Consider the following 15,157-nt stretch of genomic DNA (forward strand, 5'->3'; position numbering starts at 1 on the left):
CCGTCGGCGCGGCACGGGCGTGGAGCGATGATCCCCACGCCCTCGCCCAATTTCGACGAGCGCGCGACCGCGGTGTCGATGATCGTCCTGCATTATACGGGGATGGATACGGCCGCGGCGGCGCTGGCACGGCTTTGCGATCCCGTCGCCAAGGTCTCGGTGCATTACCTGATCGACGAGGACGGCACCGTCCACCATATGGTCGACGAGGACAAGCGCGCCTGGCACGCCGGGCGATCGCACTGGCGCGGGCTTGGCGACATCAATTCCCACAGCGTCGGCATCGAGCTGGTCAATCCCGGCCACGAGTTCGGCTATCGCGCGTTCCCGTCGGCACAGATCGACGCGCTGATCCCGCTGCTCGCCGACATCAAGGAGCGCCACGGCGTCACGCGCGGCAACGTGGTCGGCCATTCGGACGTCGCGCCGACCCGCAAGCGCGACCCCGGCGAGCTGTTTCCGTGGGGCCGGCTGGCGCGCCTGCGCCTGGCGCTGCCGCGACCGGCGCGGAACCTGCTCGACCCGGAATGGACGCAGGCCGGGTTCCTGCTGGCGCTCGAGCGGTTCGGCTACGAGGTGGCCGAGCCGATGGCCGCGATCATGGCCTTCCAGCGCCGCTTCCGCCCCGAGCTGATCGACGGCGAGATCGACGCCGAGTGCCGCATGCTGCTGCTCGCCTTGCTGCTTCCCAAGCCGCAGGGGGAAGAGTAGGGCCGCCTGGCCAGACGGTCGGGCGACCGCGGGCGGCGTCGCGCCGCGCGAGGAAAGTCCGGGCTCCATGGAATGACGGTGGCGGGTAACGCCCGCCCGGGGTGACCCGAGGGACAGTGCCACAGAGAGCAGACGGCGACGGCTTCGGCCCCGCCACGGTGAAAGGGTGCGGCAAGAGCGCACCGCGCGCCTGGTGACAGGGGCGGCATGGCAAACCCCACCGGGAGCAAGACCGAATAGGGGCCTCATTCGGCGTATTCCCGCCCGAGGCCCGGGTTGGTTGCTGGAGCCCGCCGGTAACGGCGGGCCTAGAGGAATGGTCGCCCATCGCCTCAGGGCGTGGACAGAACCCGGCTTACAGACCGTCTGGCGCCGTGCGGCAGGCGGGTAGCGCAAGCTACCCGCCGGTGCGTGCAGCGCAGCCGCGCGGCCGGCAGGCGGCCACAAGGCCGTCCGACGTCACGCGATTTACTCGCGTGACGGCCTTCCGGGCTTCATCCTTTACCCCTAGATGCGCCCGCATGGCGCGCACCTCCCGCTCGAACGACTGGGGCTTTCCCCGCTGGCGCGGCTATGGCTCCTCGCGCGAGGCGACGCAGGTGCGGCTGTGCGACCGGCACGGCTGCGATCGGCCGGGCGATTGCCCCGCGCCGAAATCGCCCAACAGCCCCGAACGCTGGTGGTTCTGCGCCGAGCATGCGGGCGAGTACAACCGCGGCTGGAACTATTTCGAGGGCCTGACCGCCGAGGAGGCCGCGGCGCGCGAAGCTGCCGACCGGCGCACCGCGGACGGTTACGCCAATGCGCGGCATTACGAATGGGCCGGCCCGGGCGACGGCACCCGCAGCCGCGACGAGATGCGCGCGCTCGGCGTGCTCGGGCTGGAGCCGGACGCCGGCTTCGACCAGGTTCGCGCCGCCTGGCGATTGCTGGCCAAGGCGCATCATCCCGACGTCGCCGGCGACGATCCGCAGGCGGCGGAGCGGTTCCGGCAGGTGCAGGCGGCGTATGACGTGCTGCGGACGGCCGAGGAGGCGCGGGCGACGTAAGGGCGGTCGATTGACCTATTACCGTCATCCCCGCGAAGGCGGGGATCCGTAATCATGTCGGGTCGATCTCTGCCGCAGATGGCGCAAATGGATCTCCGCCTGCGCGGGGATAACGGTGATGAATTGGTCGCCGACAGACCCGGTTCTTCTACAAGCGCTCAAAGAAGGAACTTCACCCCGCCAGCCGCCCCGCGGTCTCGCGGATCAGCGCGATCATGTTGGGGATGCCCTGCGTCCGGTTGCTGCTCAGCTGCGCCTTGAGGTCGAACGGCGCCAGCGCGCCCTCGATATCGGTGGCGAGGATCGCGGCGGGCGGCTGGTCCTGGACGGTCAGCAGCACCAGCGCCACCAGCCCCTTGGTGATCGCGGCATTGCTGTCGGCGACGAAATGCAGGCCGCGCTCGGCGGCCTGGGTTGCATAGACCCACACCGATGCCGAGCAGCCGCGCACCAGCGTCGCGTCGGTCTTCAGCGCCGCCGGCATCGGCGCCAGCGCGCGCCCGAGATCGATCAGCAGGCGGTAGCGGTCGTCGGGGTCGAGGAAGCCGTATTCCTCCTGGATGTCGGCGAGCGTGGGCATGGCGCTGCGGTAGGCATCCTGTCGCGCGGCTTCAACAATTCCGTCATGCCGGCCGTGAGCCGGGGTGACGATGGGTTACGGCGCCTACAGTTCGACCCCCGCCGCGATCGCTTCCAGCTTGCGGATGCGCTCCCTCAGGTCCGCCATCTCGATGCGCTGCCCCGCGCCCGGCGTCGGGGCGTCCGCGCGGCCGAACCGCTCGAGCTCGGAACGCTTGAACTGCAGCCAGCCGCGCCAGCCCGCCAGGCCCGCGCTGGTCAGCATCGCCAGCCCGGCGAGCGACGCCGCCGCGACGGTGAGGGTCACATAAGGGTCGGTCATGATCCGCCTCCTCCTCAGCGGTCGCGCAGCCGCTCGATCTCGCGGTCGAGCTCGTTGCTGCCGTGGTTGTCGGTGATGACGCGCTCCAGCACCTGGATGCGCTCCTTGAGCTGGCGCACCTCCTCGCGGGCGCGCGTCACCTCCGCGTGGTCCTCGGGCACGGGCCGGGCCGGGTGCGCCTGGTACCGGGCCTGGATGATCTTGCCGACCGTGCCGATCAGCACCAGGATGATGACGAATTCGAACACGCCGATGGTCATGGCGAACGGCCCTTCTGTTGTCGGGTGGCGATCAGTGGACGGGTCGCTCGTCGCGCAGCGCGTCGATCTCGCCGGCGATGTCGGCGCCGCGGTCTAGCGCGATGCGCTCCAGCACGCGGACGCGACGTTCCAGCCGCTCGGTGCGCGCAGCATATTGCGCCGCCTTCTCCGCCGCCTGCGCATTGAGCGCGCCTGCCATCTTCTCCCGGTGCTTGAGCTTGATCTTGTAGGTCTCGTGCAGCAGCCCGCCGATGACGGGGATGCCGACGACGATCAGCGCCAGCAGGAGGATCAGAAAGCCGTTGTCCTGCAGCTCGTGCATGATGTCCTCCTCAGCGCAACGCGTCGATCTCGCGGGCGGTGCGCTCGGCGGGATCGGTGGCGATCCGCTCGAGTACCGCGATCCGCTCCTCCAGCCGGCTCACCTGGCCGTGCAGCCGCTCGTTCTCGTTCGACAGCAGGACGATCTTGCGGTCGCCGTCGGGGCCGGCATCGCCGGGGTAGGCCGAGCCGCGGCCCCGGTCGCGGCGGCGGCTGTCCAGCGGGTAGCCGTGCTTGGCCTTGACCCAGGTGGTGAAGGCGCCGCGCGCCATGATCGCGCTCACGATGCCGATCGGCACCAGGAAACCGAGATCGTGCATGTCCAGTCAATCCCTCATGCGTGATGCGCGCCTCAGCGCAGGCTGTCGATCTCCGACGCGAGCTGCGTGTTGCGGCTGGTGTAGAGCGTCTCCAGATCGGCGAGCCGCCGGTCCAGATCGCGGAACGAGGAGCGGACCTCGGCGGTCGAACGCTTCGGGCTGGCGCGCACGCCCTGCCAGAACTTGGCGTCCTCCGGCGTATCGTACAGCCCCGCCGGCCGCTCGTTGGCGAGCCACGCGACCAGGAAATAGCCGAGCAGCACCGAGCCGCTCGTCGACAGCGCCAGCAGCACCAGCGCGACCCGGATCAGCGTGACGTCGAAGCCGGTGTAATCCGCGATTCCCGCACACACGCCGCAGATCTTCTTGTGCTCGCGGTCCAGATAGAATTTGGTCTTCATGGCCATCTCAGTTGCTCCGCTCCAGGCGATAGGGGGCAGGGGACGAGGGCGCGCCGAGCCCCGGCTTCCAGTCGGGGTGATCGGCAGCGGCGATCCGCTCCACGGTCTGCACGCGCTCCTCCAGGCGGCGGGCGAGCAGGAACATGTCGTCGAGCAGCTTCTCGTCCTCGACCGTGATCTTGGGCGCCTGCTTCCACTTGGTGACATAGTGGAAGATCAGCCAGGGCAGCCCCAGGAACAGCGTGGTGATCGCGATGAGGGGGACAAGAACGTCTTCCATCTCAGCCCTCCGCGCCGTTGTTGTTCTTCGGGCCGGCGAGCCGGGCCTTGAGCGCCTCCAGCTCGGCGTCGACGCGATCGGAGGCGCGCAGCTCGGCGATCTCCTCGTCCAGCGTTTTCACCGTGCCCAGGCCCATCGCTTCGGCGCGGCCCTCGGCATCGTCGACGCGGCGCTCCAGCACGTCGAAGCGGCTGAACGCCTCCAGCGTCTTGGGGCCGGAATACATCTCGCGCAGGCGGGCGCGGTTGTTGGCGCTCTCCAGCCGGGTCTGGACGTTGGCCTGCTTGGCGCGGGCTTCCGACAGCTTCTTCTGCAGCTTGGCAATGTCCTCCTCGGACGCGCGCAGCGCGTCGTCGAGCACGCCCGTCTCGGCGCGGAGCTGGTCCGCCATGTCCGCCGCCTTCTGCCGCTCGGTCAGCGCCGCCTTGGCCAGATCCTCGCGGCCCTTGGAGAGCGCCAGCTCCGCCTTCTCGGTCCAGCTGGCCTGCAGCCCGTCGAGCTTGGCGACGTGGCGGCGCATCTCCTTCTGGTCGGCGATGGTGCGGGCCGCGGACGCGCGGACCTCGACCAGCGTTTCCTCCATCTCCAGGATGATCATGCGGATCATCTTGGCCGGGTCCTCCGCCTTTTCCAGCAGATCGGCCATGTTGGCGGCGACGATGTCGCGGGTCCGGGAAAAGATGCCCATGGCGAAGTTGCTCCTGGTGGCGGGTCGAAACGGCGTCGCCGGCAGCCGCGCGGGGCGGCGTTCGGCCTCCATGGCCATTATCATGCCACGAACCGCGCGGCCATCGCGACCGCCGCCTTGCTTGCGCCGGGCTGGGCGGGGCCGATCGCGCCCGCCAGGCAGGCGGCGCTCATCAGCACGGTCGCGACCATGGCGACGGCGGTGCGGGTCCAGTCGGTCTTGAACATCGTCTTGCTCCTCCAGTGCGCGCCGCGGCGCGGCGGCTTGGCCAAGGCATTGCAGCAGGCGTGCCAAGTTTGAAAACCATGCCGGACAGAGGTTTAGGGGATTTCTGCCGTCGAGGCGGAGGTGACGGCTTGCCAAGGGTTGGGATTTCACGCCATCGCTTGGCCCATGCCAGAGCGGACCACCCAGTTCATCGGCCAGTCCGGCGCGTTCATCGACGCGCTGGAACGCGCCAGCCGCGCCGCCGCGCTCGATCGGCCGGTGCTGGTGGTCGGCGAGCGCGGCACCGGCAAGGAGCTGGTCGCCGAGCGCCTGCACCGCCTGTCGCCACGCTGGGACCAGCCGCTGGTGGTGATGAACTGCGCCGCCATGCCCGAGACGCTGATCGAGGCCGAGCTGTTCGGGCACGAGGCGGGTGCGTTCACCGGCGCCACCAAGGCGCGCACCGGGCGGTTCGAGGAGGCGCACGGCGGCACGCTGTTCCTGGACGAGCTCGGCACGCTGTCGATGGGCGCGCAGGAGCGGCTGCTGCGCGCGGTCGAATATGGCGAGATCACCCGTATCGGCTCGTCGCGCCCGCTGCGCGTCGACGTCCGCATCGTCGCCGCCACCAACGAGCACCTGCCCGACAAGGTCGACGCGCTCGAGTTCCGCGCCGACCTGCTCGATCGGCTGTCGTTCGAGGTGGTGACGCTGCCGCCGCTCCGCGCGCGATCGGGCGACATCGCGGTGCTCGCCGAGTTCTTCGGGCGGCGCATGGCCGCCGAGCTGAGCTGGGCGCGCTGGCCGGGCTTCGGGCCGACGGCGATGGACCAGCTGACGCAGCATCGCTGGCCGGGCAATGTCCGCGAGCTGCGCAACGTCGTCGAGCGCGCGGTGTATCGCTGGGATGGGGACGGCCCGGTGGACTCGATCGAGGTCGATCCGTTCGCCTCGCCGCACCGCCCGCGCAGCGCCGCCGCTCCCTCCGCGTCTCGCCCGGCCGCGGGCACCACCACGGGGGAGGACCCGCCCGTGGTGGCCTGCGACACCGGCCCCAGCGACTTCAAGTCGCGCGTCGCCAATTTCGAGCGCGAGCTGCTCGCCCAGGCGCTGGCCGAGAACCGCTTCAACCAGCGCACCACCGCCGACGCGCTCGGCCTCACCTACGACCAGCTGCGCCATGCGCTGCGCCGCCATGACCTGATCGGAACGACGGCGTGAGGGGCGGCGTTGATGTGGAGCAATTCTGACAGGAGAACGCCATGGCCTTCGAGCTCCCCCCGCTGCCCTACGACTATGACGCGCTGGAGCCGGTCATCTCCAGGGAGACGATGACCTTTCACCACGACAAGCACCACAAGGCCTATACCGACAAGCTGAACGAGGGCGTCGCCGCCGATCCGTCGCTGGGAGGCAAGAGCATCGAGGACATTCTCGGCAACATCTCCGCGCTGCCGCCGCTCGTGCGCAACAATGGCGGCGGCTATTGGAACCATGACTTCTTCTGGAGGATCATGGGGCCGGCGAACTCGACGCAGCCGTCCGGCGCGCTGAAGGACGCGATCGACGCCTATGGCGGCCTCGACAAGCTGAAGGAGGATTTCGACGCCAAGGGCGTCGGCCAGTTCGGCTCGGGCTGGGCCTGGGTCATCAAGGACGGGTCGGGCGCGCTCAAGGTCACCTCGACGCCGAACCAGGACAACCCGCTGATGGACGTGGTGCAGGACAAGGGCACGCCCATCCTCGGCAACGACGTGTGGGAGCACGCCTATTACCTGACCTACAAGAACGACCGCCCCGGCTATCTCAAGGCGTGGTGGGACGTGGTGAACTGGGACGAGGCGGGGAGGCGGTTCGACGCCGCAGCGCGGTAGCCGGCTACGTCCGGCTAACTCGCGCCAGGCCGGCCGGCAGGTCGCAAAGCGAACCTGTCCGACGACGCGGGATTTACTCCCGCGTCGGCCCCGCCGGTGTCACTCCGGCGGCACGTCGCCCACGGCGTCGCCGCCCGCCTGCAGCCCATGCCGCATCAGCATCGGCACGTTGGCGACCGCGAACAGCAGCGTCAGCGGGATCACGCCCCAGAGCTTGAACCCGACCCAGAAATCGGTCGAGCTGTTGCGCCATACCGCCTCGTTCAGGACCGCCATGGCGACGAAGAACACCGTCCAGTTCCGCGTCAGCTTGCGCCAGCCGACCGCGTTGAGGCCCGGATAGGCGGTCTCCAGCAGCGATTGCAGCAGCGGCCGTCCGGTCGCCAGGCCGAACCCGAGCACGGCCGCGAAGATCGCGTAGACCAGCGTCGGCTTCATCTTGATGAAGCGGTCGTCATGGAAATAGACGGTCAGCCCGCCGAACACGACGACCAGCACGCCCGAGATCAGCAGCATCGGCGAGACGCGCCGCGTCTTCACCAGCGACACGACGATCGCCACGACCATCGCCACCATGAACGCGACCGTCGCCTCGACCACCCGCGCCAGCGCCGGCCCGCGGCCGAGGAAGTTGACGAGGAAGAACACCAGCAGCGGCCCGTAATCGAGCGCCAGGCGGAACTGCGGCGAGGTCTTGCGGGTCATGCCATTCCTCCCCTGCAAGGAAAGGGGGACCGCCGGCGCAGCCGCTGGCGGCGGGGTGTCCCCCGTCGCGAGCGGCGAGTTCCCTCCGTCACGCCTTTAGCGCCCCACCTCCCCGTCCCGGGGAGGATTTCCGCTTCGCTCACTTCCGCACCCCTTCCACGCCGGCGATGATCCGGCTCACCTCGCGCGGGTCGAAGGGGCGCAGGTCGCCCATCCCCTCGCCGACGCCGATCGCGTGGACCGGCAGGCCGTAACGCTCGGCGGCGGCGACCAGCACGCCGCCGCGCGCGGTGCCGTCCAGCTTGGTCATCACCAGCCCGGTCACGCCGGCCAGGTCGCGGAACACCTCGATCTGGTTGAGCGCGTTCTGGCCGGTGGTGGCGTCGAGCACCAGCACCACGTCGTGCGGGCTCGCGGCGTCCAGCCGCCCCAGCACGCGCCGGATCTTCGCTAGCTCGTCCATCAGCTCGCGCTTGTTCTGCAGCCGCCCGGCGGTGTCGACGATCAGCACGTCCGTGCCGATCTGCGTCGCCTGCTTGACCGCCTCGAAGACGATGCCCGCCGCGTCGCCGCCCTCCTTGCCCGCGACGATCGGCACGCCCGCGCGCTCGGCCCAGGTGGCGAGCTGGCCGATCGCGGCGGCGCGGAAGGTGTCGCCGGCGGCCAGCATCACCTGATAGTCCTGCTCGGCGAACAGGTGCGCGAGCTTGGCGATGGTGGTAGTCTTGCCCGAGCCGTTGACGCCGATCACCAGGATGACCTGCGGGCGCGGGAAGGCGGCGATCTCCAGCGGCCGGGCGAAGGGGGCGAGCGCGCGCTCCACCTCCTCGGCGACGACCAGCCGGACGCCCAATTCCTCCATGTTCCGCTCGACCGCCGCCTCGGCCAGCCGCGCGCGGATGCGGGCCGCGATCTCGGGCCCCAGGTCGGACGCGATCAGCGCCTCCTCGATCTCGTCGAGCTGCGCGTCGTCGAGCCGGCCCGCGCCCAGCCCCGCGAGGTTGCCGACCAGCCGGTCCGACGTCCGCCGGAAGCCGCCGAGCAGCTTCTCGTGCCAGGCGCGCCCGTCGCTCATGCCGGGATTCCGATCAGGTGGCCGTCCGCGGCGCCGATGACCCGGACGGCCAGAACCTCTCCCGTCGACGCCGGGCGACCGGGCGAGGGGAGGCGGACCTCGGCGAAGCCCGGCGCATGCCCGCGGTCGCCCGGCCGCTCCACCAGCACGTCCTGCACGCTGCCGACCAGCGTCCGCAGCCACGCCGCCTTGCGCGTCGCTGCCACCTCGCGCAGCCGCGCCGCGCGCGCCCGGCGGACCTCGGGCGCGACCTGCGGCATGCGCGCCGCCGGGGTCCCCGCCCGCGGCGAATAGGGGAAGATGTGCGCATGGACGATGTCGCCGTCGTCGAGCAGCGCGAGCGTGTCGGCCGCTTGGTCCGCGGTCTCGGTCGGGAAGCCCGCGATCAGGTCCGCGCCGATCGCGATGGCGCGCCGTGCCTTGAGCCGCTCGATCAGCGCCACCGCCTGCGCCCGGCCATGCCGCCGCTTCATCCGCTTGAGCACCAGATCGCTGCCTGCCTGCAGCGACAGATGGACGTGCGGCATAATCCGCGCCTCGCTCGTGAGGAGGCCGAACAGCCGGTCGTCGATCTCGATGGCGTCGAGCGAGGACAGCCGCAGTCGCGGCACGCCGGTCTCCGCGAGCACCCGTTCGACCAGCGCGCCCAGCGTCGGCGCGCCCGGTAGATCGGGGCCGTAGCTGGTCAGGTCGACGCCGGTCAGCACCACCTCGCGATGCCCGGCCGCGACCAGCCCGCGCACCCGCGCCACCACCGCGTCCGCCGCCACGGATCGGCTCGGCCCGCGCCCGGACGGGATCACGCAGAAGGTGCAGGCATGGTCGCAGCCGTTCTGCACCTCGACCAGCGCGCGCGCATGGCCGGCGAAGGCGACCGTCGGCGCGGGCCCGCACGCGCCCCAGCTCGCCGGCAGCGCCTTGGCGGCGTTGGCGACCACGCGATCGACCTCCGGCATCGCGCCGAACCCCGCCGGATCGATCGTCGCCGCGCAACCGGTGACGATCAGCTCGGCGCCGGGCCGCGCCCGCCGCGCCCGCCGGATTGCCGCGCGCGTCTGCTTCACCGCCGTGTCGGTCACCGCGCAGCTGTTCACCACCACCGCGTCGTGCCCTCCCAGCAACGCGCGGATCGCCTCGCTCTCGGCAAGGTTGAGGCGGCAGCCGAGCGTGATGACCTCCGGTGCGGGCATGGTGGCGCGCTCTAGGGACGGGCGGGGGTGAAGTCCACGCGGCTGCGTATCGGACGAGCTCATCGCGGCGGTGGATGCCTCTCCTTGGCAGATGCGGTTGCGAAATCTGCAATAAGTGTGTAGGTGCCGTGCCGTTCAGCCCGCTGGACGTAGGAGCACGCGCCCCCGGATTTGCCGGAGCGCGCACGCCGGCCGACGAGGTTTCGTCCGCCGGCGCTTTTTGCGTGGCGCGGGCGATGGGAGTTGGCAAGCGATGTTCGATAGCCTGAGCGACCGTCTCGGCGGGGTCTTCGACCGGTTGCGCGGCCGTGGCGCGTTGACCGAGGCGGACGTGCGCGCGGCGATGCGCGAGGTGCGCGTGGCGCTGCTGGAAGCGGACGTGGCGCTGCCGGTCGCGCGCGCCTTCACCGATCGCGCCACCGAGGCGGCGATCGGCCAGAACGTGCTGCGCTCGGTCACGCCGGGGCAGCAGGTGGTCAAGATCGTCCATGACGAGCTGATCGCGACGCTCGGTGCGGACGCCAGCGAGCTGGAGCTGGACGTCACCCCGCCCGCGATCGTGATGATGGTCGGGCTGCAGGGCTCGGGCAAGACCACCACCACCGCCAAGATCGCCCGCCGGCTGAAGGAGCGCGGCGCGAAGAAGGTGATGATGGCGTCGCTCGACGTCAATCGTCCCAACGCGCAGGAGCAGCTGGCGACGCTGGGCACGCAGGCCGAGGTCCAGACGCTGCCGATCGTCGCCGGCCAGCAGCCGGTGGACATCGCCCGGCGCGCGCTCCAGGCCGCGAAGCTGCAGGGCTACGACGTCCTCCTGCTCGACACCGCCGGCCGGCTGCACGTCGACCAGGCGCTGATGGACGAGATGAAGGCCGTCGCCGATGTCGCGCGGCCGCAGGAGATCCTGCTCGTCGTCGATGCGCTGACCGGTCAGGACGCGGTCAACGTCGCGACCAATTTCTCCGAACAGGTGCCGCTTACCGGCATCGTTCTCACCCGCATGGACGGCGACGCCCGTGGCGGCGCGGCGCTGTCGATGCGCGCGGTCACCGGCAAGCCGATCAAGTTCGTCGGCGTCGGCGAGAAGATGGACGCGCTGGAGGCGTTCCATCCCGAGCGCGTCGCCGGCCGCATCCTGGGCATGGGCGACGTCGTGTCGCTGGTCGAGCGCGCGGCCGAGAGCATCCAGGCCGAGGACGCCGAGCGCATGGCGCTCAAGCTCGCCAAGGGTCAGTTCGACATGAACGACCTGCGCGCGCAGCTGGGCCAGATGAAGCGCATGGGCGGCCTGGGCGCGCTCGCCGGCATGATTCCGGGGATGAAGAAGGCGCAGGCGGCGATGAACGCCGTGCCCGGCTCCGACAAGATCCTGGTCCATATGGAGGCGATGATCGGCTCGATGACGCTCAAGGAGCGCACCAGGCCCGAGCTCATCAACGCCAAGCGCAAGATCCGCATCGCCAAGGGCTCCGGCACCACGGTGCAGGAGGTCAACAAGCTCATGAAGATGCATCAGGAGATGGCGTCGGCGATGAAGCGCCTGAAGAAGATGGGCGGGATCAAGGGCATGATGGCCATGCTCGGCAAAGGCGGTCCCGGCGGCGGTCTCGGGGGGCTGGGCGACGCGATGGGCGGGCCGGAGCTGGGCGAGATGATGAAGGGCATGGCCGGCCCGGGCGGCGGTCTGCCCGGCCTGCCCGGCGGCCGGAACCTGCCCCCCGGCTTCATGAACTTCGCCAAGACCAAGACCAAGAAATAAGCTCAAGCAGAACAAAGGAAACTATCGATGGCTCTTTCCATTCGCCTGTCGCGCGGCGGCTCCAAGAAGCGGCCCTATTACCGGATCGTCGTCGCCGACGCGCGCTCCCCTCGCGACGGCAAGTATCTGGAGAAGATCGGCACCTACAACCCGCTGCTCGCCAAGGACTCCGAGCAGCGCGTCCAGCTCGACGCCGATCGGGCGAAGCACTGGCTGGGCGTCGGCGCGCAGCCGACCGACCGCGTCGCCCGCTTCCTCGATGTCGCCGGCGTGAAGGAGCGCGTCGCCCGCAACAATCCCACCAAGGGCGCGCCGGGCGACAAGGCCAAGGAGCGCGCCGAGGAGCGCGAGACCAAGCTCGCGGCGCAACGCCAGGCCGAGGCCGAAGCGACGGTCGCGACCGAGGTCGAGGCGGCGACCGAGGAGCCAACGGCCGAGGGCGATCAGGTGGCCGAGGCGACCGCCGAGCAATGATCCGTTCGGGCCGTCATGCGTTCGATCGGGGCATAGCCGCAGGAGCGCATGATGGCCTCGACCCCGCCGATCGCACCCGATCCCCGCACCGCCGCCGATGACGACGAGGACGCCACCACGCTCCCGAACGCCGGCGTCTCGGCCGAAGCGCCCGCCGAGGGCGGCGACGACGCCCCCGGCGAGCAGCCCGGCTCTCCCGCCGGCTGATCCGGCCGGGGCCGGGCCCGCCGGCGTGACGCTCGCCGCGGTAGTCGGCGCGCACGGCATCGGCGGCGAGGTGAAGCTGCGGCTCTTCACCGACGATCTCGCGCGCTACTCGCCCTTCAACGACGGCACCCTGACGCTCGCGGCGCTGCGGGGTAACATCGCGCGCTTCGCGGAGGTGCGCGACCGCACCGCCGCCGAGGCACTGCGCGGCACGACGCTGACCGTCGCCCGGGCCGCGCTGCCGCCGCTGGGCGACGGCGAATATTACCACACCGACCTGATCGGCCTGCCGGTCGTCACGCCGGACGGCGCGGCCGTGGGCCGGGTCGTCGCGATCGAGAATTTCGGTGCGGGCGACGTGATCGAGATCGAGCGGTCGACCGGCAACCGCTTCATGGCGCCCCTGCAACCGATCGCCGTGCCGGAATGGACCGCCGAGCGGCTGGTGATCGATCCGGCCTGGATCGACGCCTGACCTGATCCGGGGCGGCTGGCGCCGCTCTGGCGGCATAGCTCCCGATGACGGGCGCGCCTGCCGTCCGGTTCACGTTATCGCGGGAAGCCGATCTTCCGGAGCCATTCACCAAATCGCGGGTCGGGGCGAAGCGGCGCGAGCAGCGGGTCGGTCTTCAACTGCAGCAGCCCCGGATCGAGCAGGTCCCAGGCGCGCGCGATGGCAGCGAAGGCGAGGTCGGGCTCATGCCGCCACGCATGCGCCTCGGCGATCTGATATTGCGCAACATCGCCGAACTTCTCGACCAGCGTCGCGAGCGCGCGATCGGATGCGGCACGATCCGTCGCGGCAGTGGCCACGCTTTCGAGGAACGGACGGTCGAAGTTGTCGGGCGGCACCAGCACTGCAGCCTTGATCGCCTCGCCGGACCGCCCCTTGGCCAGCAGCGCCTGCACGAGCGTTACCAGCGCCTCGGCATTGTTCGGAAAGCGCGCAAGGCCATCCCGCGCGGCGGCAATCGCATCGTCGAATCGTCCGAGGTTGAGTTGAACATTAGCCAGATTGAGCGGATTCCCGGGCCGAAGGGGATCGAGCGTCTGCGCGCGTTGGCAGAGGGCGATCGCGTCGTCATCGCCCATCAGGGAGTCGAAGCCGCTCTTGGTGCGCAGCACCGAAGCGTCGCCGGGAAGCGCCTTGTACGCCGCGGCGAAGGCGTCCCGAGCACCCCGCAGATCGAGGCTAATCTGTAGAACAATGCCCAAGACCGAGAATGGCAGGCCCCAGCCGGGAGCAAGCGCCATCGCGCGACGTGCTTCGGTCTCCGCCTCGGACAATTTGCTGCGGAGCGCGGCGCCGCTGAGCGTTCGTTGCGCTATGTCGACCGTGTATGAGGCCCGCAAGGCATGGGCCATGGCGTAGGCGGGATCAGCGGCGATCGCCGCATCGAATTGTTTCAGCCCCAGATCGACCTTGTTCTGCCGGACCAGGTTGCGACCGCGCAGAAAGGCATCCTGCGCCGCCGTGTTGGTCGTGCCGCCGATCGACAGCAGTGCCTTCTGTGCACGCCCGAGCGCGATCTGCAGCGCGTCGGCGACCCTGTCGGCGATGTTGGTCTGGATCGCCAGCGCGTCGCCGATGCCCCGATCATAGGCTTGCGACCAGCGAGCCAGTCCGGTCTGGCCGTCGACCAGCTCGGCATTGATGCGGATCGTGCCGGCGCCGCGGCGGACGCTGCCCGTCAGGATGTTGGCGACGCCGAGCTTTGCCGCCGCGGTCGCCGCATCGACGTCGCGCATCAGCTCGGACGAAGTCCGCGCCGCCACCTTCAGTCCGACGATGCGCGTCAACGCGTCGCGCAGTTCCTCGGCGATGCCGTCGGAAAAATAGGCCTGGGCGGGATCGCCGCTCAGGTTCGCGAAGGGCATGACGGCGACGCTGTCGCCGGGCGCGCTGCCTCGGCGCAGCGCCCACCAGCCGCCCGCGCCGGCCACGGCCACCGCCGCTGCGCCGCCGCCGAGGACGACGCGCCGGTCGACGCTGCGCTTGGGCTGGTAGGCGGCCGGTTTCGGGCGCGGCTTGCCGGCAATCGATGCCTGCACGGCCGCCAGCACCGCGACATAGCGGGGATCGGTACGGTTCCCTTTCCAGCCGATCAGCGACAGCGCCTGCGTCTCGCCGAAGCCGAGCGGCGGCTCGACCGAATCGATGCGAACGGGGAGATAGACACCGCGGCGCAGCGCCCGCGTCGCCTCGTCACGGACGAAGCTGCCGTCCGGCCCGGTCGAGCGCTGGCTCCACACCACGAGCACGCAGCGGGCGGCGTTCAACTCGCTTTCGATGGCGTCGCGCCAGGCGGAGCCGCCGCCGATATGCGCGTCCCACCACAGGGCCACGCCGTCGGCCTCCAGCGCCGCGATCAAGGGCGCGATACGCCCGCGGTCCTCCGCCTTGTACGATATGAACAGATCGGCCATCGCGCGCCCCCCGGCTTCGCCGTTATCCTAGCGGCGGGCGTGTTGGCGGCAAGCGCCTCATGGCCCCGCTGCGATCGGCCGCCGTGCCGGACTGGAGCGCCGAGCGGCTGGTGATCGATCCGGCCTGGATCGACGCCTGACCTCGGGGTCCGGCGCGTTGACGCCGGACTATTTTGCTTCCCAGGCGGAGGTCGAGACCAGCATCAAAGCTCGCACCGGGACTCCGGCCGCCGGGGAGGCGGCTGTGGCGACCCGTCAATCTCGACGGTCCAGACCACGGTCGATCATGCCGGACAACGCAGGTCGTC

At 70.3% G+C, this 15,157-nt stretch carries 21 protein-coding genes, 1 other RNA gene and 1 pseudogene; 9 read left to right on the forward strand and 14 right to left on the reverse strand.

Annotation, left to right across the window (positions count from 1 at the left end):
- Nucleotides 1–27 precede the first annotated feature (27 nt).
- The 3 genes from ACFE64_RS05620 to ACFE64_RS05630 all read left to right on the forward strand — a co-directional run bounded on the left by ACFE64_RS05620 (nucleotide 28) and on the right by ACFE64_RS05630 (nucleotide 1,760).
- The gene (locus tag ACFE64_RS05620; RefSeq protein WP_375391477.1) at nucleotides 28–711 is read left to right on the forward strand and encodes an N-acetylmuramoyl-L-alanine amidase; all 684 of its coding nucleotides are present in this window, start codon (nucleotides 28–30) and stop codon (nucleotides 709–711) included.
- 10 nt (nucleotides 712–721) lie between these two features.
- Nucleotides 722–1,085: RNase P RNA component class A (rnpB, locus tag ACFE64_RS05625), an RNA gene on the forward strand.
- A 147-nt stretch (nucleotides 1,086–1,232) separates the two neighbouring features.
- Entirely contained in the window at nucleotides 1,233–1,760 is a 528-nt protein-coding gene (locus tag ACFE64_RS05630) for a J domain-containing protein (protein ID WP_375391478.1), read from the forward strand.
- Nucleotides 1,761–1,932: 172 nt separating this feature from the next.
- Here the strand turns inward: ACFE64_RS05630 and ACFE64_RS05635 are convergent, their stop codons facing one another.
- The 9 genes from ACFE64_RS05635 to ACFE64_RS05675 form a co-directional block, all read right to left on the reverse strand.
- Nucleotides 1,933–2,340, reverse strand: a complete 408-nt coding sequence (locus ACFE64_RS05635; protein ID WP_375391479.1) for a SufE family protein — start codon at nucleotides 2,338–2,340, stop codon at nucleotides 1,933–1,935.
- A gap of 84 nt (nucleotides 2,341–2,424) precedes the next feature.
- Nucleotides 2,425–2,661, reverse strand: a complete 237-nt coding sequence (locus ACFE64_RS05640) for a hypothetical protein (RefSeq protein WP_375391480.1) — start codon at nucleotides 2,659–2,661, stop codon at nucleotides 2,425–2,427.
- Nucleotides 2,662–2,675: 14 nt separating this feature from the next.
- Complete coding sequence (locus tag ACFE64_RS05645; protein WP_375391481.1) at nucleotides 2,676–2,921, reverse strand: hypothetical protein; 246 nt, start codon at nucleotides 2,919–2,921, stop codon at nucleotides 2,676–2,678.
- Between the two features lie 31 nt (nucleotides 2,922–2,952).
- The gene (locus tag ACFE64_RS05650) at nucleotides 2,953–3,243 is read right to left on the reverse strand and encodes a hypothetical protein (RefSeq protein WP_375391482.1); all 291 of its coding nucleotides are present in this window, start codon (nucleotides 3,241–3,243) and stop codon (nucleotides 2,953–2,955) included.
- A 10-nt stretch (nucleotides 3,244–3,253) separates the two neighbouring features.
- Nucleotides 3,254–3,562, reverse strand: a complete 309-nt coding sequence (locus ACFE64_RS05655) for a hypothetical protein (protein WP_375391483.1) — start codon at nucleotides 3,560–3,562, stop codon at nucleotides 3,254–3,256.
- Nucleotides 3,563–3,594: 32 nt separating this feature from the next.
- On the reverse strand, nucleotides 3,595–3,969 hold the full coding sequence (pspC, locus tag ACFE64_RS05660; RefSeq protein WP_375391484.1) for an envelope stress response membrane protein PspC: 375 nt from the start codon (nucleotides 3,967–3,969) through the stop codon (nucleotides 3,595–3,597).
- 1 nt (nucleotide 3,970) lies between these two features.
- Complete coding sequence (pspB, locus tag ACFE64_RS05665; protein WP_375391485.1) at nucleotides 3,971–4,243, reverse strand: envelope stress response membrane protein PspB; 273 nt, start codon at nucleotides 4,241–4,243, stop codon at nucleotides 3,971–3,973.
- 1 nt (nucleotide 4,244) lies between these two features.
- Nucleotides 4,245–4,931: a phage shock protein PspA gene (pspA, locus tag ACFE64_RS05670; RefSeq protein ID WP_375391512.1), complete on the reverse strand. Its 687-nt coding sequence runs from the start codon at nucleotides 4,929–4,931 to the stop codon at nucleotides 4,245–4,247.
- Nucleotides 4,932–5,011: 80 nt separating this feature from the next.
- On the reverse strand, nucleotides 5,012–5,158 hold the full coding sequence (locus ACFE64_RS05675) for a hypothetical protein (RefSeq protein WP_375391486.1): 147 nt from the start codon (nucleotides 5,156–5,158) through the stop codon (nucleotides 5,012–5,014).
- A gap of 166 nt (nucleotides 5,159–5,324) precedes the next feature.
- Here ACFE64_RS05675 and pspF point away from each other — a divergent pair, with 166 nt between their 5' ends.
- The gene (gene pspF / locus ACFE64_RS05680) at nucleotides 5,325–6,359 is read left to right on the forward strand and encodes a phage shock protein operon transcriptional activator (protein WP_375391487.1); all 1,035 of its coding nucleotides are present in this window, start codon (nucleotides 5,325–5,327) and stop codon (nucleotides 6,357–6,359) included.
- 41 nt (nucleotides 6,360–6,400) lie between these two features.
- Complete coding sequence (locus ACFE64_RS05685) at nucleotides 6,401–7,012, forward strand: superoxide dismutase (RefSeq protein ID WP_375391488.1); 612 nt, start codon at nucleotides 6,401–6,403, stop codon at nucleotides 7,010–7,012.
- Between the two features lie 99 nt (nucleotides 7,013–7,111).
- Here ACFE64_RS05685 and ACFE64_RS05690 read toward each other — a convergent pair whose 3' ends face one another.
- The 3 genes from ACFE64_RS05690 to ACFE64_RS05700 form a co-directional block, all read right to left on the reverse strand.
- Nucleotides 7,112–7,717: a septation protein A gene (locus tag ACFE64_RS05690; RefSeq protein ID WP_375391489.1), complete on the reverse strand. Its 606-nt coding sequence runs from the start codon at nucleotides 7,715–7,717 to the stop codon at nucleotides 7,112–7,114.
- A 139-nt stretch (nucleotides 7,718–7,856) separates the two neighbouring features.
- Nucleotides 7,857–8,792 carry a signal recognition particle-docking protein FtsY gene (gene ftsY / locus ACFE64_RS05695; RefSeq protein ID WP_375391490.1) on the reverse strand — a complete coding sequence of 312 codons (936 nt, stop codon included), beginning with the start codon at nucleotides 8,790–8,792 and terminating at the stop codon, nucleotides 7,857–7,859.
- Nucleotides 8,789–9,982, reverse strand: a complete 1,194-nt coding sequence (locus ACFE64_RS05700) for a MiaB/RimO family radical SAM methylthiotransferase (protein ID WP_375391491.1) — start codon at nucleotides 9,980–9,982, stop codon at nucleotides 8,789–8,791. Before ACFE64_RS05700 ends, ftsY begins: the two co-directional genes overlap by 4 nt.
- Before the next feature lie 253 nt (nucleotides 9,983–10,235).
- Here ACFE64_RS05700 and ffh point away from each other — a divergent pair, with 253 nt between their 5' ends.
- Genes ffh through rimM form a run of 4 tightly spaced genes read left to right on the forward strand, consistent with a single transcriptional unit; the run spans nucleotide 10,236 to nucleotide 12,897 of the window.
- Complete coding sequence (ffh, locus tag ACFE64_RS05705; protein WP_375391492.1) at nucleotides 10,236–11,741, forward strand: signal recognition particle protein; 1,506 nt, start codon at nucleotides 10,236–10,238, stop codon at nucleotides 11,739–11,741.
- Between the two features lie 27 nt (nucleotides 11,742–11,768).
- Nucleotides 11,769–12,215: a 30S ribosomal protein S16 gene (gene rpsP / locus ACFE64_RS05710; RefSeq protein WP_375391493.1), complete on the forward strand. Its 447-nt coding sequence runs from the start codon at nucleotides 11,769–11,771 to the stop codon at nucleotides 12,213–12,215.
- A 51-nt stretch (nucleotides 12,216–12,266) separates the two neighbouring features.
- A complete protein-coding gene (locus tag ACFE64_RS05715) occupies nucleotides 12,267–12,422 on the forward strand; it encodes a hypothetical protein (RefSeq protein ID WP_375391494.1) in 156 nt (51 codons plus the stop codon).
- Between the two features lie 25 nt (nucleotides 12,423–12,447).
- Nucleotides 12,448–12,897 carry a ribosome maturation factor RimM gene (gene rimM, locus ACFE64_RS05720; RefSeq protein ID WP_375391495.1) on the forward strand — a complete coding sequence of 150 codons (450 nt, stop codon included), beginning with the start codon at nucleotides 12,448–12,450 and terminating at the stop codon, nucleotides 12,895–12,897.
- A 74-nt stretch (nucleotides 12,898–12,971) separates the two neighbouring features.
- On the opposite strand, the gene ACFE64_RS05725 is transcribed toward rimM, so the two are convergent.
- Both ACFE64_RS05725 and ACFE64_RS05730 read right to left on the reverse strand, forming a co-directional pair.
- The gene (locus ACFE64_RS05725; protein WP_375391513.1) at nucleotides 12,972–14,486 is read right to left on the reverse strand and encodes a tetratricopeptide repeat protein; all 1,515 of its coding nucleotides are present in this window, start codon (nucleotides 14,484–14,486) and stop codon (nucleotides 12,972–12,974) included.
- A 51-nt stretch (nucleotides 14,487–14,537) separates the two neighbouring features.
- Nucleotides 14,538–14,849: pseudogene (locus tag ACFE64_RS05730) on the reverse strand (toll/interleukin-1 receptor domain-containing protein); the annotation flags it as partial.
- Between the last annotated feature and the right edge of the window lie 308 nt (nucleotides 14,850–15,157).

The sequence above is a fragment of the uncultured Sphingomonas sp. genome, from assembly GCF_964250165.1.
Taxonomy (GTDB): Bacteria; Pseudomonadota; Alphaproteobacteria; order Sphingomonadales; family Sphingomonadaceae; genus Sphingomonas.

Bases quoted from the DNA above. Each gene is read 5' to 3' on its own strand.
- ACFE64_RS05620 (WP_375391477.1), top strand. From the start codon at position 28: ATGATCCCCACGCCCTCGCCCAATTTCGACGAGCGCGCGACCGCGGTG.
- ACFE64_RS05630 (WP_375391478.1), top strand. From the start codon at position 1,233: ATGGCGCGCACCTCCCGCTCGAACGACTGGGGCTTTCCCCGCTGGCGC.
- ACFE64_RS05635 (WP_375391479.1), bottom strand. From the start codon at position 2,340: ATGCCCACGCTCGCCGACATCCAGGAGGAATACGGCTTCCTCGACCCC.
- ACFE64_RS05640 (WP_375391480.1), bottom strand. From the start codon at position 2,661: ATGACCGACCCTTATGTGACCCTCACCGTCGCGGCGGCGTCGCTCGCC.
- ACFE64_RS05645 (WP_375391481.1), bottom strand. From the start codon at position 2,921: ATGACCATCGGCGTGTTCGAATTCGTCATCATCCTGGTGCTGATCGGC.
- ACFE64_RS05650 (WP_375391482.1), bottom strand. From the start codon at position 3,243: ATGCACGAGCTGCAGGACAACGGCTTTCTGATCCTCCTGCTGGCGCTG.
- ACFE64_RS05655 (WP_375391483.1), bottom strand. From the start codon at position 3,562: ATGCACGATCTCGGTTTCCTGGTGCCGATCGGCATCGTGAGCGCGATC.
- pspC (WP_375391484.1), bottom strand. From the start codon at position 3,969: ATGGCCATGAAGACCAAATTCTATCTGGACCGCGAGCACAAGAAGATC.
- pspB (WP_375391485.1), bottom strand. From the start codon at position 4,243: ATGGAAGACGTTCTTGTCCCCCTCATCGCGATCACCACGCTGTTCCTG.
- pspA (WP_375391512.1), bottom strand. From the start codon at position 4,931: ATGGGCATCTTTTCCCGGACCCGCGACATCGTCGCCGCCAACATGGCC.
- ACFE64_RS05675 (WP_375391486.1), bottom strand. From the start codon at position 5,158: ATGTTCAAGACCGACTGGACCCGCACCGCCGTCGCCATGGTCGCGACC.
- pspF (WP_375391487.1), top strand. From the start codon at position 5,325: ATGCCAGAGCGGACCACCCAGTTCATCGGCCAGTCCGGCGCGTTCATC.
- ACFE64_RS05685 (WP_375391488.1), top strand. From the start codon at position 6,401: ATGGCCTTCGAGCTCCCCCCGCTGCCCTACGACTATGACGCGCTGGAG.
- ACFE64_RS05690 (WP_375391489.1), bottom strand. From the start codon at position 7,717: ATGACCCGCAAGACCTCGCCGCAGTTCCGCCTGGCGCTCGATTACGGG.
- ftsY (WP_375391490.1), bottom strand. From the start codon at position 8,792: ATGAGCGACGGGCGCGCCTGGCACGAGAAGCTGCTCGGCGGCTTCCGG.
- ACFE64_RS05700 (WP_375391491.1), bottom strand. From the start codon at position 9,982: ATGCCCGCACCGGAGGTCATCACGCTCGGCTGCCGCCTCAACCTTGCC.
- ffh (WP_375391492.1), top strand. From the start codon at position 10,236: ATGTTCGATAGCCTGAGCGACCGTCTCGGCGGGGTCTTCGACCGGTTG.
- rpsP (WP_375391493.1), top strand. From the start codon at position 11,769: ATGGCTCTTTCCATTCGCCTGTCGCGCGGCGGCTCCAAGAAGCGGCCC.
- ACFE64_RS05715 (WP_375391494.1), top strand. From the start codon at position 12,267: ATGGCCTCGACCCCGCCGATCGCACCCGATCCCCGCACCGCCGCCGAT.